The 23,476-nt window shown below is 62.7% G+C and carries 18 protein-coding genes; 17 read left to right on the top strand and 1 reads right to left on the bottom strand.

The window, feature by feature from the left end; translation table 11 throughout:
- The first annotated feature begins 3 nt into the window (after nucleotides 1-3).
- The 6 genes from ACRECS_RS23410 to rlxS all read left to right on the top strand — a co-directional run bounded on the left by ACRECS_RS23410 (nucleotide 4) and on the right by rlxS (nucleotide 5,498).
- Nucleotides 4-1,134, top strand: coding sequence for a hypothetical protein (locus tag ACRECS_RS23410; RefSeq protein WP_431585372.1), 1,131 nt, complete (start codon nucleotides 4-6; stop codon nucleotides 1,132-1,134).
- 140 nt (nucleotides 1,135-1,274) lie between these two features.
- A complete protein-coding gene (locus ACRECS_RS23405) occupies nucleotides 1,275-1,505 on the top strand; it encodes a DNA-binding protein (RefSeq protein WP_431585371.1) in 231 nt (76 codons plus the stop codon).
- Nucleotides 1,502-2,080, top strand: coding sequence for a S26 family signal peptidase (locus tag ACRECS_RS23400; RefSeq protein ID WP_431585370.1), 579 nt, complete (start codon nucleotides 1,502-1,504; stop codon nucleotides 2,078-2,080). Before ACRECS_RS23405 ends, ACRECS_RS23400 begins: the two co-directional genes overlap by 4 nt.
- Nucleotides 2,068-2,679 (top strand): lytic transglycosylase domain-containing protein, encoded by a 612-nt coding sequence (locus tag ACRECS_RS23395; RefSeq protein ID WP_431585369.1) that lies wholly within the window; start codon nucleotides 2,068-2,070, stop codon nucleotides 2,677-2,679. Before ACRECS_RS23400 ends, ACRECS_RS23395 begins: the two co-directional genes overlap by 13 nt.
- 221 nt (nucleotides 2,680-2,900) lie before the next feature.
- Complete coding sequence (locus tag ACRECS_RS23390; RefSeq protein ID WP_431585368.1) at nucleotides 2,901-3,257, top strand: hypothetical protein; 357 nt, start codon at nucleotides 2,901-2,903, stop codon at nucleotides 3,255-3,257.
- Between the two features lie 300 nt (nucleotides 3,258-3,557).
- Nucleotides 3,558-5,498, top strand: coding sequence for a relaxase/mobilization nuclease RlxS (gene rlxS / locus ACRECS_RS23385; protein WP_431585385.1), 1,941 nt, complete (start codon nucleotides 3,558-3,560; stop codon nucleotides 5,496-5,498).
- 58 nt (nucleotides 5,499-5,556) lie between these two features.
- Here rlxS and ACRECS_RS23380 read toward each other — a convergent pair whose 3' ends face one another.
- Nucleotides 5,557-6,858, bottom strand: coding sequence for a hypothetical protein (locus tag ACRECS_RS23380; RefSeq protein WP_431585367.1), 1,302 nt, complete (start codon nucleotides 6,856-6,858; stop codon nucleotides 5,557-5,559).
- Nucleotides 6,859-6,993: 135 nt separating this feature from the next.
- Here ACRECS_RS23380 and ACRECS_RS23375 point away from each other — a divergent pair, with 135 nt between their 5' ends.
- From ACRECS_RS23375 to ACRECS_RS23325, 11 genes are all read left to right on the top strand, one after another.
- Complete coding sequence (locus ACRECS_RS23375) at nucleotides 6,994-8,388, top strand: hypothetical protein (protein WP_431585366.1); 1,395 nt, start codon at nucleotides 6,994-6,996, stop codon at nucleotides 8,386-8,388.
- Nucleotides 8,385-10,277, top strand: coding sequence for a DEAD/DEAH box helicase (locus ACRECS_RS23370; RefSeq protein ID WP_431585365.1), 1,893 nt, complete (start codon nucleotides 8,385-8,387; stop codon nucleotides 10,275-10,277). Before ACRECS_RS23375 ends, ACRECS_RS23370 begins: the two co-directional genes overlap by 4 nt.
- Nucleotides 10,274-12,355 (top strand): hypothetical protein, encoded by a 2,082-nt coding sequence (locus ACRECS_RS23365; RefSeq protein ID WP_431585364.1) that lies wholly within the window; start codon nucleotides 10,274-10,276, stop codon nucleotides 12,353-12,355. The genes ACRECS_RS23370 and ACRECS_RS23365 overlap by 4 nt, the downstream gene beginning before the upstream one ends.
- 73 nt (nucleotides 12,356-12,428) lie before the next feature.
- On the top strand, nucleotides 12,429-14,459 hold the full coding sequence (locus tag ACRECS_RS23360) for a conjugal transfer protein TraG (RefSeq protein ID WP_431585363.1): 2,031 nt from the start codon (nucleotides 12,429-12,431) through the stop codon (nucleotides 14,457-14,459).
- A gap of 2 nt (nucleotides 14,460-14,461) precedes the next feature.
- A complete protein-coding gene (locus ACRECS_RS23355) occupies nucleotides 14,462-14,866 on the top strand; it encodes a CopG family transcriptional regulator (RefSeq protein ID WP_431585362.1) in 405 nt (134 codons plus the stop codon).
- Nucleotides 14,863-15,849: a P-type conjugative transfer ATPase TrbB gene (gene trbB / locus ACRECS_RS23350; protein WP_431585361.1), complete on the top strand. Its 987-nt coding sequence runs from the start codon at nucleotides 14,863-14,865 to the stop codon at nucleotides 15,847-15,849. The genes ACRECS_RS23355 and trbB overlap by 4 nt, the downstream gene beginning before the upstream one ends.
- Nucleotides 15,846-16,187 (top strand): TrbC/VirB2 family protein, encoded by a 342-nt coding sequence (locus ACRECS_RS23345; protein ID WP_431585360.1) that lies wholly within the window; start codon nucleotides 15,846-15,848, stop codon nucleotides 16,185-16,187. The genes trbB and ACRECS_RS23345 overlap by 4 nt, the downstream gene beginning before the upstream one ends.
- On the top strand, nucleotides 16,184-16,471 hold the full coding sequence (locus ACRECS_RS23340) for a VirB3 family type IV secretion system protein (RefSeq protein WP_431585359.1): 288 nt from the start codon (nucleotides 16,184-16,186) through the stop codon (nucleotides 16,469-16,471). Before ACRECS_RS23345 ends, ACRECS_RS23340 begins: the two co-directional genes overlap by 4 nt.
- Entirely contained in the window at nucleotides 16,465-18,906 is a 2,442-nt protein-coding gene (gene trbE, locus ACRECS_RS23335) for a conjugal transfer protein TrbE (protein ID WP_431585358.1), read from the top strand. The genes ACRECS_RS23340 and trbE overlap by 7 nt, the downstream gene beginning before the upstream one ends.
- A 455-nt stretch (nucleotides 18,907-19,361) precedes the next feature.
- Complete coding sequence (locus ACRECS_RS23330) at nucleotides 19,362-22,823, top strand: chemotaxis protein CheB (protein ID WP_431585357.1); 3,462 nt, start codon at nucleotides 19,362-19,364, stop codon at nucleotides 22,821-22,823.
- Nucleotides 22,824-22,827: 4 nt separating this feature from the next.
- Nucleotides 22,828-23,205 (top strand): response regulator, encoded by a 378-nt coding sequence (locus ACRECS_RS23325; protein WP_431585356.1) that lies wholly within the window; start codon nucleotides 22,828-22,830, stop codon nucleotides 23,203-23,205.
- Nucleotides 23,206-23,476 lie beyond the last annotated feature (271 nt).

Here is a 23,476-nt window from a genome sequence, read left to right as displayed (position 1 = left end):
GCTGTGATCGGATTATTACTTGCCGCCGCGGTGCCGCAGAATATCGCGACGCCCATTGCCAACGGTGCCGCGACCGCGATAGCCTCACCGCTCTGGAACGCGACCTCGCTTTCCGCCGTGATCGGTGCTGGCAGCGCGCTTTTTGTCATGCTGCTGAAGGATGGGTTCTTCGAATGGCTGAAGACGCGCCGCGCCCGCAAAGAGTCTGACGCGGAGATTTTTCGCCGGTATTTGAGCCCGCTCGCCGAGGCGTGCGAGAAGCTGGTGTGGCGCAACAAGGAGATCTTCGTCGATCACCGCCATGCCTTTCTGAGGACGGCCACGCTTCCGCGGGACTTCAACGAATATAAGCGGATGAGCACGCTCTACCGCGTTGCTAGCCTCATCGGCTGGACGCGCGGAATGGATATCGAGCTGAGTGCGCTCGCGGCGCACAACCCTGGTTACACGCCGCCGATTGCGAAGCAGATCAGGGCTTTTCGGGATGCGCTGGCCGACGGGCCGTCCGTTGAACGAGATCGCGTCCAGCAGCTGTGCCGCATCTGGTCGCTCGATACCGACGGAAAGGATGACATGATACTTGACCGGCTTGGTATGCGCTTCGAGGTTCGGGCGCATGCGCTGTTCGGCGACGAAGGTACCAGTTTGCGTGACGCAGCCACGCTGGACAGAGATCGGAAATTCCGCGCGGTTCGCGCCCTTGCCGACTTCCTTGCGGCCGAGCTGGGTGTCCCACCGCCCGACAATAATGTTGTGGAGGCGACGCTCGATGAGGCTGCCGCGAGCCTCGTTTATCGCGAGGCTCTGATCTACCGCGAGTGGCAGGATGCGATCGGCGACGCGATGATCGACCGCGATCGAGATTCGCCCCGGAAATTCCGGATCATCGGGTTCGCGGCATTTTCGGAGCTGCTTGAAAAGGGCGAATTCCCTTGGATTCGGGTCTTCGCTGCGAGCCTTGACGACATAGATTTCGAGGATCCCGATCCGCGCGATTTCCGCGCGCAGCAGTTGAAGAGGATAGCTAGGGCGGCTGCAGCAATGCTGATTGCCATCCAGAAGAGCGGCAAGCCTTCGCCGGTGCCGGACCATGCGCTCGCTGCAGCTGAAAGGCTTTTCCGCGCAACGGATTGATCCGCCGTCACCCGCTCCGCTCAAGGAGGGTCGAATTTGCCTTCGGCGTTTTTCGACCCTGCCACAGGGGTGTCGGCTGCGACAAATGAGGTGCCGCGACGGGGCGGCATGGGGCCGGCCCTCGCGGAGAGCCGTCCGCCATGGACAATCCCGACGACATCGAACGCGCGCAGCGCGCGAAACGCGGTTCGCCCTTCCTCAACACCGACCAAGCCGCGGCCTATCTCAAGATTTCGAGCCGGCTGCTGAAACGGCTACGCGTGCGCGGCGAGGGGCCGATCTTTCGCCGGCATTGCCGCTTCGTCCAATATCATATCGACGATCTCGAGGGCTGGAGTCGCGAGCAAAGCGCTCGGGAGATTGGGCGATGAGCACGCGCCGGACTTCTACCGGCGACGCGCCGCTGCTCGCCTGGGGAGAGGCGATGCGCCTCGCCCGCCATCGCCGCACGACCCGTCGCATTGTGATGGGGATGGCGCTCGCCATCGCCGCGCTCGGCGTGCCGGTTCTCTGTTCACCAGCCCCTCGTCTTGTCTGGAATGCCAGTGCGAGCGTGCCGGTCGGGCTCTATCGCGTGATCCCGGGAGCCACGGCGAGAGTGGGCGACATGGTCGTCGCCCGCGTTCCCGAGCCGTGGCGGGGGCTCGCCGCGGAGCGGCGCTATATTCCCGTAAACGTGCCACTGGTGAAGCGCGTTGCAGCTGCGGCCGGGCAGGAGGCCTGTGCTCGCGGTCGGATTGTATTCGTCGATCGTAAGCTCGTCGTCACGCGTCGGCCGACAGATCCGCATGGCCGGATCCTGCCTTGGTGGGACGGCTGCATCCGCCTGCGCGGTCGACAGTTGTTTTTGCTGACGGATGCGCCGGAATCGTTCGACGGGCGCTATTTCGGGATCAGCGAAGACGGGGACGTGATTGGCCGGGCGGTGCTCCTGTGGCGGCGCTGATCCGTATCGCCGTCGCTGCCGCGCTGCTCGCCATGGCCATGCCAGCGCGCGCCGACGAAGTCGCACGCTGGCGCCCCTATATCGCGGAAGCATCCGCTCGCTTCGGTATTCCTGTCGCTTGGATCGAGCGCGTGATGCGAGCAGAAAGCCGCGGCCGACCCTTGTCGGATGGGCGCCCGATCCGCAGCCCCAAGGGTGCGATCGGACTGATGCAGCTGATGCCTGGTACCTGGGCCGAGATGCGTGCCAACCTCAGGCTCGGCCCCGATCCCGACGCCCCGCGTGACAACATCCTGGCAGGAACCTTCTACCTACGCCTGATGTACGACCGCTTCGGCTATCCCGGCTGCTTCGCGGCCTACAATGCCGGGCCGGGTCGCTATACGGCATGGCTTGCGGGCACCATGTCTCTTCCACAAGAGACAACCGCCTACCTCAGCGCGGTCGGGGCCAGCGCGGCGACGACGCCACGAGCGAACGCGCCTTCGACTGCTGTGCCGACATTATTCGTAGTGAGAGGCGAGCTGCAGGAGCCGGTCGCAAGCGCGCCGCAGCAACTGGCGGCGGCCATATTTGCGATCCGAAAGGTCCGGGAATGACGGCGGGCGGGGGAGGGGCTCGTCTCGATAGTCCGAGCATGACGGCCGGCGAAACGGCTATCAAGGCCCGCGGGTACCCCCCAATTTGCTGCGCAAATCGGTTCCCCCCACGTCCGCTTCGCGGCGCCTCCGCTTGCGCTCCGGCGGCCCTGACAGCCGCTCCGCCGCCCGTCTTTCGACTGTTGTTCTCAATCGGGAGGACGACAGCGAAGGAATTTGTCATGGCCTATTTTCAACCCGTCTCGGTCGCATCGGAACGCGTGGTTTCAGCACTGATCGCGGGGCTCGAACTCGAGTTCGGACGCGATGCAGGCGCAGCGCTGGCGCATCGTTTTCTGGAGGCCGAGGAGGTTGATTTCCACTGGGATGCGCGGGTCCAGGAGCGTTGGATCGGCAGCTATGCAGGCGGCGAGGGCGAGGAATTCGAGCTCGATCGCGTGCGAATTATAGGGCGGCTCGAGGGGCGCTGGTTCGTTGCGGTGATGATCGTCGATGGGGATGGGAATGCCCATGGGATTATGGGCAAGCGCAGCTTCGGGCGGCGCAGGGATGCACTCCGGGCATTCGCGGATGCGTGATTATCGCGTCCGTTCAGGCCGGGATGCGACGTCGGACAGGCGTCGCGTCCTGGCTTCCTTTTTGAGCCAGGGGGAGGACTGGGAAGAGAGGAAGGGAATGCAAGAGAAAGGCAATGCCTCGCGGGCATTGCTATTTGATTGTCTGCACATCGTTTTTTCGCGAGACAAGGCTCGGGCGCTGCGAGACAGGCGCGACGAAAATGGCGGGAATTCGCCGTTTTCGGCCTCGATTTACGAGACCCTCGGGCACGAGGCTCGGTCGTGAGCGAAGATGACAATTTCGAACCTCGCCTCGGCAAGATGCGCAGCCGAGGCGGTGGCAAACGCGCCCGACGCTACGTTGCAACAGTGATCGCGGCTGCGGTCCGTTCGGCGGAGAAGGGCGCCATTCGCAATCGGCGTTTCGATGGCAGTCGCATCGGCCGCGGCGCGAGCATCGGTCGAATGCTGTCGAGCCGCGACCGGCTGGCGGCTTTCCGGACACGCCGCGTCATGGTCAAAACGCGACTGGCCCGACTGGGCGGGAAGGGGTTGTCCGCGGCGCGTGCGCACCTGCGTTACATCCAGCGCGACGGTGTGACTCGCGAAGGCGAACCCGGCCAACTCTATTCTGGCGAGCACGACGCGGTCAACGGAAAGGTGTTCCTCGAGCGGTGCAACGGTGACCGTCACCAGTTCCGTTTTATTGTCTCGGCCGAGGACGGATCGGAATACCCCGATCTCAAGCCTTTCATCCGCCGGTTGATGACTCAGATGGAAGCCGATCTCGGGACAAAGCTCGACTGGGTCGCGGTCGACCATTTCAACACCGCCCACCCGCATTCCCACATCATGCTGCGCGGCGTCGATGATCGCGGCAAGAATCTGATAATCGCGCGCGAATATATCGCGCACGGCATTCGTGAACGCGCCGCCGAACTCGTGACGCTGGATCTGGGGCCGCGCACCACCCAGGAAATCGAGGCGCGGTTGCGGCACGATATCGGTGAGGAGCGGCTGACGGCGATCGATCGACGGCTGATCCGGTCGATGGGCGACGACCGCGTCGTCACGTCGGCCGACCACGACCCGTTTCAGCAGTCGCTCCGCGCTGGACGATTGCAGAAGCTCGCCAGCCTCGGGCTTGCTGATGCGATCGGCGGATGGCGCTGGCAACTGGCCGATGGCCTGGAGGATACGCTGCGCACGCTCGGCGAGCGCGGCGACATCATCCGCACGATGCAACGCGAACTGACGGCGCGAAAACTGGAGCGCCCCTGGATCGGCCGCAGCCGGTTCGACGCCGGCGATCCCGAAGCCGAACCCATCGTCGGCCGGATCATCGTGCGCGGCCTCGCCGACGAGCATCGCGACCGTCACTACCTGCTCGTCGACGGGGTCGATGGCCATGCCCATTATGTCGATATCGGTCGAGGCGATGCGCTCGCGCCGCTCCCCGAAGGAACGATCGTGCGCGTGAGCGCACGTGGGCTTGTGATCCGCGACGCCGATCACGTCGTGGCCGAGGTGGCCGCTGCCAATGGCGGGCGATATTCGATCGATCTGCACCTGCAACATGATCCATCGGCAACCGAAGACTTTACTGAGGCGCATGTCCGCCGGCTCGAGGCGATGCGCCGTGCCGGTGCGGGTGTAGAGCGCGAAGCGGATGGTAGCTGGGCGATCGCCGCCGATCACATCGATCGCGCTACCGCCTACGAAGCACGCCGCCACCGCGACCAGCCCGTCGAGGTTGAAACGCTGTCTGCGACCCCACTTGAACAACTGCACGATGCCGACGCGGCGACCTGGCTCGACCGGGAACTTGCAAGCGATGCGCCGCTACCGGTTCGCGACGCCGGGTTCGGCCGCGACGTGCGCAGCGCGCTCTCTGCGCGCCGGCAATGGCTGCTTGATCAGGAACTGGCTGATGGGGAGGGGGATCGCGTGCGCCTGCGCGCAGGGACCTTGGTGGCGCTGCGGCGTCGGGAATTACTTCGGGTTGCGGGTCAGCTCTCGGACGAGTTGCAAAAGCCGTTTGTTGAGGTGCGGAATGGCGACGCGGTCGAGGGCAAGCTGGTGCGTAGGATCGACCTCGCGAGCGGGCGCTTTGCGCTGGTCGAGAAGAGCCGAGAGTTCACGCTGGTGCCTTGGCGACCGGTGCTCGACCGGCAGCTCGGGAACCAGGTCGGTGGAATCATGCGCGCCGATGGAGTCAACTGGCAGTTGGGACGGGGCCGAGAAGGGCCGGAACGGTATTGAGATAGAGGAATTGCGACCGATCAAACCGCCTGGACCACCGATCATACGAGGTTCTGGCCTAGCGTCGCCGCCTGCTCGAAGCGTCTCTACCGCTCCTGACGGCGAGCGTCACCGCCTTGCCGCTCTCGATGATGTCACGAACGACCTGGGTTAGAATTTGGCTTTGCGGCGTATGCGTTCCAACCCAGCCACCAGCTACTAAAGGAATGAACTCGCTTTCAGTCAACTTTCGTCCAACATTTTCGAATGTCACGACCCGGCCACCCTTTGGGCCGACGGTAGCGGGATCCACCACGAGCCTGCGCCAATAATCGAGCGGGATGTACATGCCCGGAAACAGACCGCCATCATCGGGATTGAAGATATGGCGCGCGCAAAGCTTCAGAAAGAATGGGCCTGTGTGGAGACGAAAGCCATCGCGGCTCTCGTCGTCCGGGATGGCAGCAAGCGTTTGCGCCGTTGCATCCATCCTGCCAATTTCGAGGTCGAGCTGCGCATTGGGAAGACGGAATTCCGCTTTCGCGGTCCCGACGCGTTCCATCGCTTTGTACTGGACCATCACGAAGGCCTGATATGTGTCGTTGAAATAAATCAGGTCTGTGCCGAACTGTTGCTCCAACGGCAGCTTGTTTGCGAGGATCACCGTCAGGCGGGTTCCATCGCGCTCGAACAACTTGGCGGCAAAAGGATAGTCGCGAACAGCGTCGAAACCTGGGAGGATGCCAAGGTCGTGTGCGACCATGGCATCTTCACGAACTCGTGCGCCCGGCAAACCATCGAGAAAGGAGCTTGGTTGTGCGTCGGTCGGCGGCGCCCAAGCTTGCAGTATCCTGGTATCGAAGCCGGCAATCTTCAGAGCGAGTCCTACGCTCTCTTTCTGCTGGGCCAGTGCGTCTCTGGTCCGATCGGATAGCTGTGCCAATGCGCGAGCGCGCTGATTGGAGAAGCGCGTCATCCGATCGGCGATGTCGGGCGCAAGCTGCCGGAGCGCATCGATCACTGCTTGGAAACTTGCGGGCGCCAGTAGGCCGCCCTGTGCCAACCTGCGCTCGACCGGCGCTCGTGCGCGTGGCGAAAGAGCCTCGGTTAAACGGGCGATCGGAACTGGCGCAGCCAGTTCCTGCAGATCAACGAGGTTCAATCGTACCATCTGGGTCCCGGACGCCACTCCCTTGCGACCATCAGCAATGTGGGTAATTGCGTCCGGCGAAAACGATACGAGAATGAGAAGCGGCGCACGTGCGCTGAGCGCAAACCTCGGCACCGGCTCGCCGACCGATTGGCCTGGAGCCGCGTGGTTGAGCAAAGTCTCGGCGCGCTCGGGCCGGACGCGCAACACATAGCCGCTGGCCTGAATCATCTAGGGCGCCATGACCGATATTCGGCAACGCGGGTTCCGCGCCGCCTGCTCCGCCAATTTGGTCGCATCTCGAGCCTTCCCCCTATTAATGTCAGTGCGTTTAGCCATAAATGCGGCGAAGGGGGCAATCGAGTAATGGAATCGCCTGCACAAAACGAACGCATTGAACTGATCGCCAAGGCGCTGGCCGAAGCCGACGGGAAGTCGAACGCGGAGCGCGTTCGCATTGGGTGGCGAACAAGGGAAATATTCGCCACTGTGGTTGAGCTGCCGGTTGAGAAGGTTGTCCTCAATCCGCGCAGTCACCGAATTCGCGCCCAGCTCGAATCTTCGCCCGCCAAGGACTTGATTGAAGTCGATCCATTCACGGAAGAAGCACAGGCGGCGATCGCGGAGTTGTTGCGCGGTGCCAACGAATTCCATGATCTGAGAGCAAATCTCGCCGATGTCGGACAAATCGAGCCGGGCGTAGTGACCGCCACCGGGTTGCTCGTAAATGCCAATACGCGTTGTGTAGCCTTGCGCGATAACGGCGCGCGGTACGTTCGCGCGGCCGTTTTGCCAGCTGACGCAAGCCACGAAGAAATTGATCGACTCGAATTGCGCCTTCAGATGAAGCGCGACTTTCACAGTGATTATACGTTCACGAATGAACTCCTCTTCATCGAAGATCTCGTGAAGCAGTATCACTTCACTCCGGAACAGATTGCCACCGAAATGGCATGGGCCTCAGCATCCGATTCGAGAGCGGTAGCGCGGAAGGCGGAACAGGCTAACAGCTATCTGCGGATGCTTTCGATCATCCGGGAAGTTCAGCACATGAGCGCGGGTAAGCTCAAGATCGTGTATTTCGACAGCAACCGCCAGGCCTTGATGGAACTGGACGAGGAGATTGAGCGCCTGAAAAATAGCGATCACGGCGCGGCACAGGAACTTCGCAACGCTCGCCTAGTGGGCTTGCTGACGGGTGCCGGCTACCGTGAGCTCCGTGAAATTGGCGCCGACTTTCTCGATAAGTATCTGATTCCGGCGATGGAGGATCGGCCAGGTCTCAGCCCTCACGTCGAGACCTTGACACTCGCGGTGGAGCCGAGCGGAACGGTCGAACTCAGCGGTCTCGATATTCTCGAAGATAGCACTCCGGTTTCGGACGAACCATCCAAACGATCTTCGGCACCCCTTCTCGACCTCCTCACGCGATCCGTCGATGAAGAGGTGGTTGCACTCACCACCAATGACGGCGAGCGGCGAGAACTGCAACGCGGCTATTTTTGCAGCGAATTGCTCTCGGCAATCGAAGGTGCTGCCGAAGACGTCCGTCTCGAACGCGAGGCGGGCGATTTGCTCAATCGGCCCCGCGACCTGATACGAAAGGCAACCAAACAAACTCAGGCCGCCATAGAGGCCTTCCGTGAGGTTAATAGCCACCCAGAATTCGACCTTGATCGGATGCGTTCGGCGGTCGCCGATCTTGGTACCGCATACGATGCACTGATGGCCGTCATGGATGAGGATACGGCTGGGTCGTGACCGCGCGCCTGACAATCGTTTCGAAAGGTGCGAACCGCCTCGCAGTCTCGCGCGACGCAGAGGTAAGCAATGTCCTGTGGGGCAAGATCTTGGCGGAATGGGGAACCGCCGGCAAGCCCGACAGCTCGATTGTCGTTCCGGTCGAGGCGTTCCTGTCCAACCTCGACTGGCTGGCGGGTTACTGTCGTCGCTTTGAGACCAGTATCGATTGGGACGATGCGACCTTGGCGTTGGTCGGTCAGTCTCGACGAGAGAGAAACTCTCTCGGGGAGGTGATGCGCAACCTGTCACCGCTCGATGAGCAGGCAGTACTCGCGCGCTTGGAGTCAGGGCGTTTCACGCGCGACCTTCGGCCATTCCAAATTCGAGATCTGGGCAAGCTCCTCGCGCTGCCGAACGGTGCGAATTTTTCGATCCCCGGGGCGGGCAAGACGACCGTAACATACGCTCTGTACGAAGCGGAGCGCTTGGCGGGTCGTGTTGATCGGCTGCTTGTTGTTGCGCCCCTTTCGGCTTTCGATGCCTGGATGGGGGAAGCGGAAGCTTGCTTCGAAGTATCGCCCAACGTCCATCGGCTCGACGCTCGGGTGATTCCAGCGACGGTCGAAGTCTGTTTAGTCAACTACCAACGGCTGACCTCCGCCTACCCCCGCTTGGCGCGATGGGCGCAGGCAGGCAAGTGCCATGTCGTTCTCGATGAGGCGCACAGGATGAAACGAGGCTGGTCCGGACAATGGGGACGCGCCAGCCTTCAGCTTGCCTATCTCGCCGCCCGGCGTGACGTGTTGACGGGCACGCCCGCGCCTCAAAGCCTACGCGATCTTGACGCCATTTTGGATTTCGCTTGGCCGACTCAAGCTCGGCGTATCTTGCCGCCAGCGGTTTTCAACAGAGCGCAGCCACCGAACTTGGCCACCCAAACTGGTGCGGCGATCCGTCCTCTGTTCGTGCGAACCACCAAGGCCGATCTTGCTCTCCCCAAGCCAATTTTCAGAGTTGTCGAGGTGGCCCTCGAGGGACTGCAAGGCGATATCTACCACGCGCTTCGTAACCAATATGCAGGTCAGCTATCGGTCTCACGTGGGGAACGCACAGCTCTGGCGCGCATGGGACAAATCACCATGTATCTTCTGGAAGCGGCGACCAACCCGGGTTTGCTGCCTTTCGGAAAGCGTCCCGATCCCGTGACTGCGCGCCCGCGCTTCCCTCTCTCGACCATTCCGCGCGATTCCAATCTCGCAGCTTTGATTGCTGACTACCCGGAATACGAGAATCCGCCGAAGTTCGTCGTGTTGTCGCAACTTGTACGCGACAACGCCGCGCTTGGTCGAAAGACACTCGTTTGGACAAATTTTGTGACCAACATCGAATTGCTCGAGGAGGCATTTAGAGCGCTTCGTCCGGCGATCATCCACGGGGGAATACCCTCTGAAATAACTGCGCCCAATGCACCTCGCACTCGCGAAGCGGAGCTCCACCGCTTTCGGCACGATCCCTCATGCGCTGTTCTGATTGCCAACCCAGCTGCAACGAGTGAAGGGGTAAGCCTCCACCATCATTGCCACGATGCTGTGTATCTCGATCGTACTTTCAATGCGGGCCATTATCTTCAGAGCATTGATCGTATTCATCGTCTCGGAATGGATCCTGGCGTCGAGACGCGAATCACCTTCCTCGTCACCACCGGCACGGTCGATGTAACGGTCGACAATCGTGTTGACGTGAAGGCGCGGCGCCTCGGCGCGATACTGAGTGACGATGCGATTGCGACGATGGCGCTTCCCGATGACGACGACTATGAAGAAGTCATCGCGCCGGACGATCTTGCGGCACTTTTCGCCCACCTGCGCGGCGACGATGCCGGGCAAGGGCCAGTACAGCGATCATGACCACAAAGCCTTTGAACAGTGCGCTATCGCATATCAATCAGGAAGCTGTCAGTGCCGCTGTGCGAATTGAGACCCGCAACCGCGAACAGCATTTGCCGCCGATTAGTGTCTATCGCTGGTGGGCGCGGCGGACCGAGGCAGTCAACGGCGCCTTACTCGAAGCTGTCGGCTTAGAGCTGGGCGATCATCTACTGGTTGCCGATCCCTTTGTTGGTGGCGGTGTGATTGCTCTGGCGGCGCTCAAACGCGGGCATTCGGTGTATGCCCAAGACCTCAATCCTTGGGTGGCTGAGGGCCTGCTCGCCATGCTCAGCCTCCCTCCCCGCGATGCAATTTTACGAGCGGGTGAAGCACTGTGCACGTCCGCCCATTCCCTGGCCATGCGGGCTTATGGGACCAACTTCTCTGATGGTGCACCAGCCGAAGTTTCGCAGTCGATCCGTGTGGTCCGATCGCGTTGCTCGGACTGTGGTCACTCTCACCGTTTGTTTCCTCACGCGCTTGTCACCCTGAAGCGCCGTAAGGAACGCGCGCAAAGCGGGGCTTTCCTTGCATGTCACAACGGCCATCTGTTCGAGGGCGATGGGTCGGTTACACAGCCGTGTCCCGAATGCGGCAGTGCGGTTGATCCCGCACAAAGGTATCAGCCAGGAAGACTGGTCACCTGCCCCCAGTGTCAGAAGCAAGAAACGCTCCAAATGCGTGCTAGTGCACAGCCTTGGGAATGGGAGTTGGTGCTGGTCGAACGCTCGGACGGCAAGCGTCGAGAACTGAGCGTCCCGACCGCCGCCGAGGTGCGCCAAGCCGACACTGGGAGCTGGAAGCCAAAGCGTCGTCTCGGGATGATTCCCGAAGCAACTGAAACGCGCGTGCTGCGCCGACACGGCTTTTTGTCGTGGTCCGATCTCTATCCCAGCCGCCAACGATATGTACTCGAACAGCTATTAACCCTCGCCCGCAACACCTGTGAGAGCGAGGAGAGCCGACGCGCCGTCATGATGGCGATTCTAGGCACGGCAGAGATGGCGGGCCATCTGTCGCGCTGGGATAGATTCTACCTCAAGAGCTATGAGAGTATGGCGTCGCACCGCTTCAACCTGACGACGCTCGCGGCCGAACCCAATGTGATCGGTGTCGGCCTGCATGGCCGCGGAACTCTGCGCCGACGACTCAGATCGTTTGAAAAGGCTGCCGACTGGTTTGTCGCGCACGCGATCGATTCTCCCGTTGCCGGTTGGCGGGCAGATCATCCTAATAATGTTGCTGATGCCCATGGCGTGGTGAACATCGTCTCGGGAAGCTCAGAAACGCTGCTTCTTCCTGACGCTTCTGTCGACGTCGTGCTGACGGATCCTCCCTATCATGACGACGTGCAGTATCACGAGCTGTCGCTGCCACTTCGCGCTTGGGCCAAGCTCACCCGTTCCCGTCTGTTAGGGGAGGCTGTGGCAATCCCTCATTCGGCCCGGCTAAGCGGCCACAAGGCATATCGCGGCGCGCTCCAAAGGGTGTTTCGCGAGCTACGCCGCGTGTTGAAGCCGCGGGGTCGGCTCTTGTTCAGCTATGCCAACCGCGAGCCCGCAGCATGGGTGAATCTGTTTGCCGCGCTGCGATCATCTGGATTTCGCCCCTTGGGCTACACCATCGTTCACAGCGAGAATGAGAGCGATCATGCCAAACGCAACGGCCGCGCTTGCAATCTGGATCTGATTCTTGAGTTGGTGCCTGAGGGCGCGATTACCGGAGTCCAATGGCGACCCGAGGAATTGTTCAAAAATGACGAGGAGCGCTATCTTATTGCGGTCGGCGAGGCGTTTCTCAAGTCAGGGGACCTAGTCAACGGTTGGGAAGCTGAACTGGTTGAGGAGCTTCGTTCGCACCGGTTCGTCCGACAAGAAACGAAGGCAGCCAATACCGTTGCTGCTCCAGCCAACCCGGAATCCGGAGATGGTAAAGACGTTTCAGACTCGGCTGCAATATGTCCCGATGTGATCAAGCTATTTGCTTCCGGAGTGCCAAGCGAGAAACGCGATCGAGCGTCCCCCAATCTGCAGCTGGCTTCCCCAGAAAGGCTCTGACGCCAGGCTTCCCTATCGCCGAATCTAGCAGCCGAGCCCGCGCTCGCTGATTCTCGTGCGGGTGGAGGCCCGCATGACTCCGACAAAGCTCCTTATCGGCCAAATCCTCGTCGTGTTCGCGATTGTGCTCGCGGGTATGTGGTTCGCCACCCAATGGGCCGCGGCCGAGCTGGCTTACCAGCCCGAGTTGGGTCCGGCTTGGTTCCAGGCCTTAGGCCGTCCGATCTACCGGCCCTGGGCTCTGTTCGGCTGGTGGTTCCATTACGACGCCTACGCTCCGGCAGTGTTCGACAAGGCCGGCGCGATGGCGGCCGTCAGCGGTTTCGTCGGCTGCGGCGCGGCGGTGTTCGGGTCGCTGTGGCGTGCGCGCCAACGCCGCAACGTCACTACCTATGGCTCAGCGCGCTGGGCATCGGCTACCGAGATTCGCCGCGCCGGACTGTTCGGCGAGGCCGGCGTCTTTCTGGGGCGTATCGGCCCCCAGTATCTGCGCCACGATGGCCCCGAACACATCATGGCGTTTGCGCCGACGCGCTCGGGCAAGGGCGTCGGCCTGGTCGTGCCGACCTTGCTCAGTTGGACCGGTTCTGTGGTCGTTCATGACATCAAGGGCGAGAACTGGACCCTGACGGCCGGCTGGCGGTCGCGCTTCTCGCATTGCCTGCTGTTCAATCCGACCGATGCCCGCTCGGCGCGCTACAACCCGCTGCTTGAGGTCCGTCGCGGCGCCGACGAGGTGCGCGACGTCCAGAACATCGCCGATATCCTGGTCGATCCCGAAGGCGCGCTCGAGCGCCGCAATCATTGGGAAAAGACCAGCCACTCGCTACTGGTCGGCACGATTCTTCATGTCCTCTATGCCGAGGAGGAAAAGACCCTCGCACGCGTCGCGACCTTCCTGTCTGATCCGCAGCGGCCGTTCACGGCGACGCTCCGCCAGATGATGACCACCAATCATCTCGGCACCCCCGATGCGCCACAGGTCCACCCGGTCGTGGCGTCAGCTGCTCGCGAGGTGCTCAACAAGTCCGATAACGAGCGGTCGGGCGTGCTCTCGACCGCGATGTCGTTCCTCGGCCTGTACCGCGATCCAACCGTCGCCGAGGTCACGTCGCGCTCAGATTGGCGCATCGCTGATCTGGTCGAGGGCAAGTCGCCGGTGTCGCTCTATCTGGTCGTCCCGCCCTCCGACATCAGCCGCACCAAACCACTGATCCGCCTCGTGCTGAACCAGATCGGTCGCCGCCTCACCGAGCACCTTCACGCCGACAATCAGCCGGGTCGGCACCGGTTGCTGATGATGCTCGACGAATTCCCGGCTTTGGGTCGTCTCGATTTTTTCGAGACCTCGCTCGCCTTCATGGCCGGCTACGGCGTGCGCGCTTTCCTGATCGCCCAGAGCCTCAATCAAATCGAGAAGGCTTACGGAGAGCACAATTCGATCCTCGACAATTGCCATGTCCGCGTCGCCTTTGCGACCAACGACGAGCGGACGGGGAAACGCATCTCCGACGCGCTCGGCACCGCGACCGAGCAGCGCGCGATGCGCAACTATGCCGGGCATCGGCTCGCGCCTTGGCTCGCGCATGTCATGGTCAGTCGCCAGGAGACCGCGCGCGCGCTGCTGACACCCGGCGAGGTGATGCAGCTGCCGCCGACCGATGAGCTGGTGCTGGTCTCCGGCACGCCGCCGATTCGCGCCAGGAAGCTGCGTTATTTCGAGGACCGGACATTCACGCGCCGCGTGCTGCCGCCACCGGCGCTCAGCCATGGTGACTATGCCGATCGCCCGCCGGCGCGTGGCGATGATTGGCGCGGCGTCGTCCGCGGTATCGACGCTCGACTGCGTGCGGTCGAGGAACAGGATAGCGCCGAAGGTGCCGCCGGCGGCCTGGAACAGGCGCGAAACCCGGGCCACGAGATCGACAAACCAGCCGATCCCGAGCCTGTAACCGCCGATCCGCTCGGACTGGGCGATGATGAACCGGACGCCGCCGGCGACAAACGAGCAATGGATCAGGCGCAGGCACTGGGCACTGCGCGCGCCGTCTATGCGATCGACGCCGGCAGCGCCCGGCCCGGCGATCTGCAGCTGGGCCTGTGACGATGGCCGACAAGATCCGCCACCAGCTGTTTCTGCCCGGGCCGATCAGTGATCGGCTCGAAGCGCTGGCCGCCAGGCCGGGTGCTTCCAAGTCAGCAATCCTGGCCGATGCGGTGACGGCCTGGCTCGACCGGCGCGGGACGTCCGAACTCGACGATCGGTTCGGGCTCAGGCTCGATCGTATGACCACCGCACTCGGCCGCATCGAACGCGACGGTCATATCCTGCTTGAGACGCTGGCGCTGTTTGTCCGTTACGAACTCGCCATCCACGCGCCGCTTGCCGAGAACGACGCTGCGGGCCGCGCGATCGCGGCCAAGCGGTTCGAGGCGTTTGTGACTCAGGTGGGTCGCCAAATCGCTGCGGGGCGTCGGACGATCACCGCCGATCCGGAGGGCAGCCGGTGACCGGTACGCTCTCCGCCGACCGACGACGCGCGATGCTGCGTACTGCAATGGGGCCGGCGATCGCCGCAGCGATGTCCGATCCCCGCGTCATCGAGATCATGGTCAACCCGGACGGGGCGCTGCGCGTCGATATCTTGGGCGAGGGGAGGGTCGATACCCATGTCCGGCTCGACCCCGAGCAGATCGAGCGGATCATCCGGCTCGTCGCCAGCCATGCCCGCGCCGAGGTGCATGGCGAGGCGCCGATCGTCTCGGCCGAACTGCCGCCGCATCTCGAAGGGCGCGCCGGCGAGCGCTTCGAAGGCGTGCTGCCGCCGGTCGCGACCGGCCCGTGTTTCTCGATCCGCAAACCCGCCGAGCGGCTCTACACCCTCGACGATTATGTCGCCGACGGATTGATGAGCGAGGTCGCCGCCGACCGGCTCAAGGCGGCGGTCGTGCAGCGCGACAACATCCTGGTCGCCGGCGGCACCAGCTCGGGCAAGACCACGCTCGCCAACGCGTTGCTCGCCGAACTCTCCTGGATCGACGCCCGCGTGATCCTGATCGAGGACACGCGCGAGTTGCAAAGCCCGGCGCCCGACACCGTAGCACTACGCACCAGGCCGGGCGTGGTGTCGATGACCGATCTCGTCCGCTCGACGCTTCGCCTGCGGCCCGATCGCATCATCGTCGGCGAGGTGCGCGGACCCGAGGCGCTCGACATGCTCAAGGCGTGGAACACCGGGCACCCCGGCGGCATCGCCACGGTCCATGCCAACAGCGCGATGGCGGCGCTCTACCGGCTCGAGCAGCTTGTCCAGGAAGCGGTGGTGACCGTGCCGCGGCGGCTGATCGCCGAGGCGATCGACCTCATCGTCTTCATCTCTGGCCGCGGCGTCGATCGCCGCGTCGCCTCGATCATGCGCGTCGCCGGTCTCGATCCGGACGGCAATTACGGCCTCGTCGACCTTCTCGATTCTTCCAAACCCCAAGGAGAATGATCATGCATCTGTTTCAAATTCCTCGTGTTCGCACCGATCGAATTATTGTTGCTCCGGCAGTCGCCGCGCTCTTTGTCGCCGGGCAAGCCTGGGCCGCGGGATCGGGCATGCCGTGGGAGCAGCCGCTCCAGCAGGTGCTCGAGAGCGTCCAGGGCCCGGTCGCCAAGATCGTCGCGGTGATGATCATCATCACGACCGGCCTGACGCTGGCGTTCGGCGAGACCGCAGGTGGTTTCCGCCGGCTCATCCAGATCGTCTTCGGCCTGTCGATCGCCTTCGCCGCGTCGAGCTTCTTCCTGTCCTTCTTCAGCTTCGGCGGCGGGGCGCTGCTCGTATGATCGGCCAGAACCATCCGGGGCCCGGCGAACATATCGACGGCTTCGAAGTGCCGATCCACGCCAGCCTCGGCTCGCCGATCCTGCTCGGCGGCGCGCCGCGGGGCATCGCGATCGTCAACGGGACCATCGCCGCTGCGGTCGGCCTTGGCCTGCAGCAATGGATCGCCGGGCTGGTGCTCTGGCTCGCGGGCCACAGCATCGCGGTCTTCGCCGCGCGCCGCGACCCCGACTTCGCACCGGTCCTGATCCGCCACTTGCGTCAGAAAGGCTATCTCGCGTGCTGAACCTCGCCGAATATCGCCGCCGCACCGACCGGCTGGCCGACCATCTTCCCTGGGCGGCGTTGGTCGCGCCCGGCATCGTGCTCAACAAGGACGGCAGCTTCCAGCGCAGCTTCCGCTTTCGCGGGCCTGATCTTGAATCCGCGACCGAAGTCGAACTGGTGTCGGTCTGCGCACGCGCCAACAACGTGTTCCGGCGGTTCGGCACCGGCTGGGCGCTGTTTTTCGAGGCGGAGCGGCGGGAGGCTGCGGCCTATCCGACCAGCGATTTTCCCGACGCCGCGAGCTGGCTGGTCGATGAGGAGCGCCGCGCCGGCTTCATGGCCGAGGGCGAGCATTTCGAGAGCCGCTATCATCTGACCTTCACATGGCTCTCGCCCGCCGATCAGGTCGAGGCCGCGGGCCGTTCGCTGGTCGACCGGCCTGGCGGCGAGCAGGGCAGGGACTGGCGCGCCGCGCTCGCGCAGTTCGTCGCCGAGACCGATCGCGCGCTCGATCTCCTGTCGGGGTTCATGCCCGAAGTGGTCGCGCTCGACGATGCCGCGACGCTCGCCTATCTCCACGGGACGATCTCGCATCGCCACCAGGATGTGGCGGTGCCGGCGACCCCGATGTACCTTGATGCCGTGCTCCCCGATACGCCGCTCACCGGGGGGCTCGAGCCTATGCTCGGCGACCGGCATCTGCGCACGCTGACTGTGCTCGGCTTTCCGGCGCTGAGCCGGCCCGGGATCCTCGACGCGCTCAACCACGAAGCGTTCGGCTATCGCTGGGTCACGCGCTTCATCGCACTCGACAAGTCGGACGCGACCAAGGTGCTGACCGGGCTGCGCCGGCAATGGTTTAACAAGCGCAAGTCGGTCACCGCGATGCTACGCGAAGTGCTCTACAACCAGCCGGCCCAGCTCCTCGACAGCGATGCCGACAACAAGGTCGTCGATGCCGACCTCGCGCTCCAGGCGCTCGGCGCCGACAGCGTCGCGTTCGGTTACCTGACCGCCACGATCACCGTCGCCGATGCAAACCGCGGGCGGGTCGAGGAGAAGGTCCGGGCGGTCGAGCGGATCGTCAACGGATTGGGCTTCACCACGATCCGCGAAGGCGTCAATGCGGTCGAGGCGTGGCTGTCGTCGCTGCCCGGCCAGACCTATGCCAATGTCCGGCAACCGCTCGTCCACACGCTCAATCTTGCGCACCTGGTGCCGCTATCGAGCGTCTGGGCCGGCCCGGCGCGCAACGATCATCTGGGTGGCCCGCCCTTGCTCTATGCCAGCACCGCGGGATCGACGCCGTTTCGTCTCTCGACGCATGTCGGCGATGTCGGGCACATGCTGGTGGTCGGGCCGACGGGTGCAGGCAAATCGGTTCTGCTGGCGCTGATCGCGCTGCAGTTCCGGCGCTACCGCGACAGCCAAGTCTATCTTTTCGACAAGGGTTTTTCCGCGCGCGCCGCCGTGCTGGCAATGGGCGGTGCGCATCATGCGCTGGGGCTGGGCGCGGATGCCGGTGAGACGCTTGCCTTTCAACCGCTTCGCCGGATCGACGACCCGACCGAGCGGAGCTGGGCGGCGGAATGGGTCGCAGCTTTGCTCGCGCACGAAAGGGTACTGGTGACGCCCGAGGTCAAGGACGCTTTATGGTCCGCGCTCGGCAGCCTGGCATCGGCGCCGCCCGAAGAGCGGACGTTGACGGGGCTTGTGCTTCTTCTCCAGTCGAACGCGCTGCGGATCGCGCTCGGTGCCTATACGCTCGACGGACCCTATGGTCGCCTGCTCGACGCCGCCGAGCAAAACCTTGCTTTTGCCGACGTGCAATGTTTCGAGACCGAGGCGTTGATGGGGCAGGCGGGGGTGGTCGCGCCGGTGCTGACCTATCTATTCCATCGGCTCGAGGAGCGGTTCGACGGCAGGCCGACCTTGCTGATCCTCGATGAGGCCTGGGTCTTCCTCGATCATCCCCTGTTTGCCGCGCGCATCCGTGAGTGGCTCAAGGTACTGCGCAAGAAGAATGTTGCGGTCGTGTTTGCGACCCAAAGCCTCGCCGACATCGCATCGAGCAGCATCGCTCCGGCCATCATCGAAAGCTGCCCGCAGCGGATTTTCCTACCCAACGATCGCGCCATCGAACCGCAAAGCCGCGAGGCCTATGAGCGGTTCGGGCTAAGCTCGCGCCAGATCGAACTCATCAGTTGCGCAATGCCCAAACGGCAATATTACCTTCAATCGGCGCGCGGCAACCGGCTGTTCGAAGCCGGCCTCGGTCCGGTCGCGCTCGCGCTCTGCGGGGCCTCCGACCCGGCCACGCAAAAACGAATTGACGCAATGGTCGCTGAGGGCGGCCAGGGGGAATTCGCCGAATCCTTCCTCCACGGCGCCGATCTTGAATGGGCGGCTAACCTTCTCGCAAGCTTCGATCATGAAACGATGAACAATGACTGACATGCCCTCGATGAGTATGTGCATCCTCACGGTGGGGAGCCACATAGACGGGGATATTTGGGCCGGCAACGGTCCGTCCGCCTTCGAAAGGCGAGAAAGCGATAGCAGCCCTTCGCGAGCGCGCCGCCTGAGCGACAGCTAACGACCAACTTTCGCCATTCGTTGCCGAGCATGTGAATGTCCGGCTCTGCTCGAACCCGCCATTCGCCCGCGGAAACGGCCAGTCCGCGCGCGCCGAATTTACGCCGTTCGACTGGGTTCACGGGGGTGCCGGAATCAGACACTCGTGCGCCTCTTGTCGCCCGCGTTGTACGCTGGCAACGCCGCTCAGCTGCGGAAATATGTTTGTTTACATGGATTTGGACGCGTTGCTGGAACTGTCGAGGTATTTGACTAGCAGGCGGCTAAGGTTCAACGTCGCATCCTCGGAACGAGACGCTTCGGATAGGGTGGGCATGCTCAAGGATACGAAGATCCCTTACACGCCGATTTGCGGCATCGGCGCATCCGCTGGCGGCGTAAAGGCTCTTCAGGCGCTGTTTCGCGACATACCCGACGATCTCGGGCTGGCGTATGTCGTCATTCTTCACCTTGCCCCCGACCAGCCGAGCGCAATGACCGACATCCTTGGCTCGGTGACTGAGATGTCTGTGCATCAGGTCCAGGATACGCCCAAGCTCAAGCCGAATTGCGTCTATGTCATCGCGCCTGACCGGGAACTGGTAATCGAAGGCGATAATATCCACGCCCGGCCGTTCACCCAGCCGCGCGGTAGCCGGGCGCCGATCGACATGCTGTTCCGCTCGGTGGCGGAAGGTCGCGGCGACGGTCTGGCCGTGATCCTCACTGGCGCCGGCTCGGACGGCGCCAAGGGTGCCGCCGCCATGAAGGAAGCGGGCGGCGTCATCTTCGTCCAGGATCCTGCCGAGGCCGAGTTCCCCTCGATGCCGCACAGCGCGATCTCGACGGGCCTTGCCGATTTCGTCGCGCCGATCGCCGGCTTGGCCGAACGCATCGCCGAAGTCGCGCGCAGCAAGGAGGCCGTGCGCTCGCTCGATGAGCAGGGCGCCGCCAACGACCTGCGCCGAATCGTCAATTTCCTGCATTCACGCACCGGGCACGACTTTTCGAGCTACAAGCGCGCGACCGTGATGCGGCGTGTCCTGCGCCGCATGCAGGTTCGCCGACTGCTGAGCTTGGCCGAATATGCCATTTTTCTGCAGGAGAACCCCGAAGAGGCCGGCGAGCTGTTCCGCGACATGCTGATCTCGGTGACGCAATTCTTTCGCGATCCTTCCGCTTTCAACCTCCTCGCTGAGCAAGTGATCAAGCCACTGTTCGACGATCTTGGCGACGAAGGGCTGCGCTGCTGGGTGCCGGGCTGCGCGACGGGCGAGGAGGCGTACAGCCTCGCCATCCTGATCGCCGAGGAGGCTGCACGTCGAAAAATGTCGTTCCCCGTGCAGATCTTCGCCACCGATCTCGACGAGGGGGCTTTGGCGACCGCACGCGAGGGCCTCTATCCTCATGCGATCGAGGCGGACGTCTCGGACGAGCGACTACAGCGCTATTTCGTGGAGGATGGCTCGCAGTATCGGATACGCCAGGAAATCCGCGAAATGGTGCTGTTCGCATCGCACAGCGTGCTTAAGGATCCGCCGTTTTTGCGGCTCGATATTATCAGCTGCCGCAATTTGCTGATCTATCTGGAGCGATCGCTCCAGGAAAAGCTCTGCTCGGTTTTCTATTACGGGCTGCGTTCGCAGCGCTATCTTTTTCTTGGCTCGGCCGAGACGGCTGATGCGGCTTCCGAGCTCTTCACGCCGATCAATCGCGACGGGCGCCTTTATCGTTCACGGCCTAACGCGATGCGTTCGCTGCCGATCATGAACCAGCATTTTGGTCAGGGACTTGGTGCCGTCGGCGCGGCACCCACACCAGCATCGCTAGGCCGCCGCGATGATCGTCCCTCAGCGCAGCATGCTGAAGCGATCGAGCGGGCGGCGCCGCCGAGCATCCTCGTCGACGAGGCGCATCACATTCTACACCTCTCGCCGAGCGCAGGAAAATTCATCCACCATTCGGGCGGGCCGTTCAGTGGAAGGTTGTCATCGGTGGTCCGGCCCGAGCTTCGCCTTGATCTCAGCCACGCGGTCGACCGGGCGATCGAGCAGAAACAGCCGACGCTGACCCTGGCTGTGCCGGTTACGTTCGGCGGTGAGACGCGGCGTATTGCCATGAGCGTGTCCCCGGCCTCCGGCGAAGGCACCGGGCAGCAGGCCCTGGTGTTCTTTCTTGATGGCGGGATCGTCGACGACGACGAGGACGAGCCTGATCACGCCGAGACCAAGACCGATGAATTCCGCCGTCTCCATGCGGAGCTCAAGGGGGCCAAGGAGGGCCTGTCGAGGAGCCGAGGCGAGCATGAATTCGCCATCCAGGAATTGCGCGCGGCGAACGAGGAATTGCAATCGATCAACGAGGAATATCGCTCGACCGCCGAGGAACTGGAGACGTCGAAAGAAGAGCTCCAGTCGATGAACGAAGAGCTGCAGACGGTAAATTCCGAACTCAAGAGCAAGCTCGAGAGCATCTCGAGTGCGCACAGCGATTTACGCAATCTGACCGCCGCGACCGAAATCGGCACGCTGTTCCTCGACGAGAAGCTGCGCATCCGCATGTTCACTCCGCCGATCGCCGCGGTGTTCAACATTACCGACAGCGATGTTGGGCGCTCGATCACCGATTTCACCAACAGGCTTTCGCAAAACCGGATGGAGGACGATATCCGCAAGGTGCTGCGCGATTTAGTGCCCATCGAGGCCGAGGTCGAAAGCACCGATGGACGCTGGCTAATGATGCGGATACGGCCCTATCGCACCATCGAAGACCGCATCGAAGGCGCGGTGGTGAGCTTTGTCGACATCAGCGGTCTGCGCGGCGCCCAGCAGCGCGAGATCGAAAGCGAGAAACGTTACCGGATGCTGTTCGACTCAATCGATCAGGGTTTCTGCGTTCTGGAGATGATCTTCGATGAGGAACGTCCCGCCGATTACCGCTTCCTTGAAGTCAACCGAGCGTTCTCTGAACAGAGCGGCATCGTCGAACCCGGCGCGCGAACTATGCGTGAAATCGAGCCCGCCCATGAAGAGATCTGGTTCGAGACCTATGGGCGTGTCGCGCTCTCGCGCGAAGCGGAACACTTCGAATCTGCCGCGAACGCGCTGGGTCGGTTCTTCGAAGTTTACGCTTTTCCATTCGGCGAGCCCGAGCTTCGCCAAGTTGGCGTGTTGTTCCAAGACATCTCTGCCCGCAAACAGGCGGACAGCGAACGCGAGATGCTGACCCAGGAACTCAGCCACCGAGTCAAAAACACGCTTGCCGTCGTCCAGGGTCTCGCCAGCCAGACCAGCCGGGGCATGACCTCGGTGGAGGAATTCCGCGAATCGTTCATCGGCCGGCTCCATGCATTGGCCAATGCGCACAGCCTGCTCCTGGCAACCCAATGGCAATCGGCTGATATGAAGAAATTGGTCGAGACTGCCTTGGACGCGTACGATACCAAGGATGGAAAGGTCATTTCCGTTAACGGGCCCGCGGTTCATCTGAAGCCCAAGCAGGGGCTGGGATTGTCGCTCATCCTGCACGAGCTGTCGACCAATGCCGCCAAGTACGGCGCCTTATCGACGCCCGAAGGCCGTCTCGACGTGTCGTGGAGCATCACGCCGGAAAAGCAGGGCCGGGCGGTCCGATTCTGCTGGGCGGAAAGTGGCGGGCCCGCAGTCGCCCCGCCGAAGAAGAAGGGCTTCGGGACAAAGTTGATCGAGCGTGCATCCCGCTTCGAACTGCAGGGCGGGGTGGAACTGAAGTTCGGGTCCGGTGGTTGTGTTGCCGTGATAACCTTTCCCATCGGATAGACCTGTGGCGCTTCCTCAATGTCCCGAGTTGCAAGGCCGCCGGATTCTCATCGTTGAGGATGAGCTCCTGGTGGCCATGGACGTCGAGGATCTGCTGGAAATGCAGGGGTGCGTGGTACTCGGGGCCGCGTCGACCATCGAAGAGGCGCTCATCCTGATCAAAAGCGATAAACCGGAGGCGGTCATTCTCGATCGCAACCTTGATGGCGACAGGACTACTCCGGTCGCGGAAGAGCTGAACCGGGTCGGCATCCCGTTCGTGGTCATGACGGGATATGTCAGCGGCATCGCCGACGAGCCGGCGATGCGCCACGCGCTATGCGTCCAAAAGCCATGGATCCCGGCAGAATTGCTGAAGCGGTTGAATGAGATTTTCGCTTGAGGATTCCCGCAACCTATTCGCCGCAGGTACCATCGCGGCGACTGGCACGTAGCCATATTGGTGAGATATATTCGGATCAGTTGGCAAAGCCTGCTTCGCTGTTCCCTCAGCCTGAAAGCTGAAAGTCATCTATCGGCCCAAACTTTTGCGTGCAGGCTGCCGGCCCGAGCCGGGGAACAGTGTTGCGTCGGCTTGTGACAACAGTAGATAGTGGCATTAGCCGCAGCGAAAAGCAGTAAAGTCCCAAACGCCTTGGGGACGGCTCCTCGCC

This window comes from Sphingomonas sp. (assembly GCF_050725575.1).
Taxonomy (GTDB): domain Bacteria; phylum Pseudomonadota; class Alphaproteobacteria; order Sphingomonadales; family Sphingomonadaceae; genus Sphingomonas.
Note: the sequence above shows the minus strand (reverse complement) of the source record. Positions and strands in the feature narration are given on the sequence as shown.

Excerpts from the sequence above, each read along its gene's own strand:
- ACRECS_RS23340 (WP_431585359.1), top strand. The coding sequence starts at position 16,184 with ATGATCGGCCAGAACCATCCGGGGCCCGGCGAACATATCGACGGCTTC.
- ACRECS_RS23405 (WP_431585371.1), top strand. The coding sequence starts at position 1,275 with ATGGACAATCCCGACGACATCGAACGCGCGCAGCGCGCGAAACGCGGT.
- ACRECS_RS23355 (WP_431585362.1), top strand. The coding sequence starts at position 14,462 with ATGGCCGACAAGATCCGCCACCAGCTGTTTCTGCCCGGGCCGATCAGT.
- ACRECS_RS23330 (WP_431585357.1), top strand. The coding sequence starts at position 19,362 with ATGCTCAAGGATACGAAGATCCCTTACACGCCGATTTGCGGCATCGGC.
- ACRECS_RS23400 (WP_431585370.1), top strand. The coding sequence starts at position 1,502 with ATGAGCACGCGCCGGACTTCTACCGGCGACGCGCCGCTGCTCGCCTGG.
- ACRECS_RS23360 (WP_431585363.1), top strand. The coding sequence starts at position 12,429 with ATGACTCCGACAAAGCTCCTTATCGGCCAAATCCTCGTCGTGTTCGCG.
- ACRECS_RS23365 (WP_431585364.1), top strand. The coding sequence starts at position 10,274 with ATGACCACAAAGCCTTTGAACAGTGCGCTATCGCATATCAATCAGGAA.
- ACRECS_RS23390 (WP_431585368.1), top strand. The coding sequence starts at position 2,901 with ATGGCCTATTTTCAACCCGTCTCGGTCGCATCGGAACGCGTGGTTTCA.
- ACRECS_RS23380 (WP_431585367.1), bottom strand. The coding sequence starts at position 6,858 with ATGATTCAGGCCAGCGGCTATGTGTTGCGCGTCCGGCCCGAGCGCGCC.
- rlxS (WP_431585385.1), top strand. The coding sequence starts at position 3,558 with ATGCGCAGCCGAGGCGGTGGCAAACGCGCCCGACGCTACGTTGCAACA.
- ACRECS_RS23375 (WP_431585366.1), top strand. The coding sequence starts at position 6,994 with ATGGAATCGCCTGCACAAAACGAACGCATTGAACTGATCGCCAAGGCG.
- ACRECS_RS23345 (WP_431585360.1), top strand. The coding sequence starts at position 15,846 with ATGATCATGCATCTGTTTCAAATTCCTCGTGTTCGCACCGATCGAATT.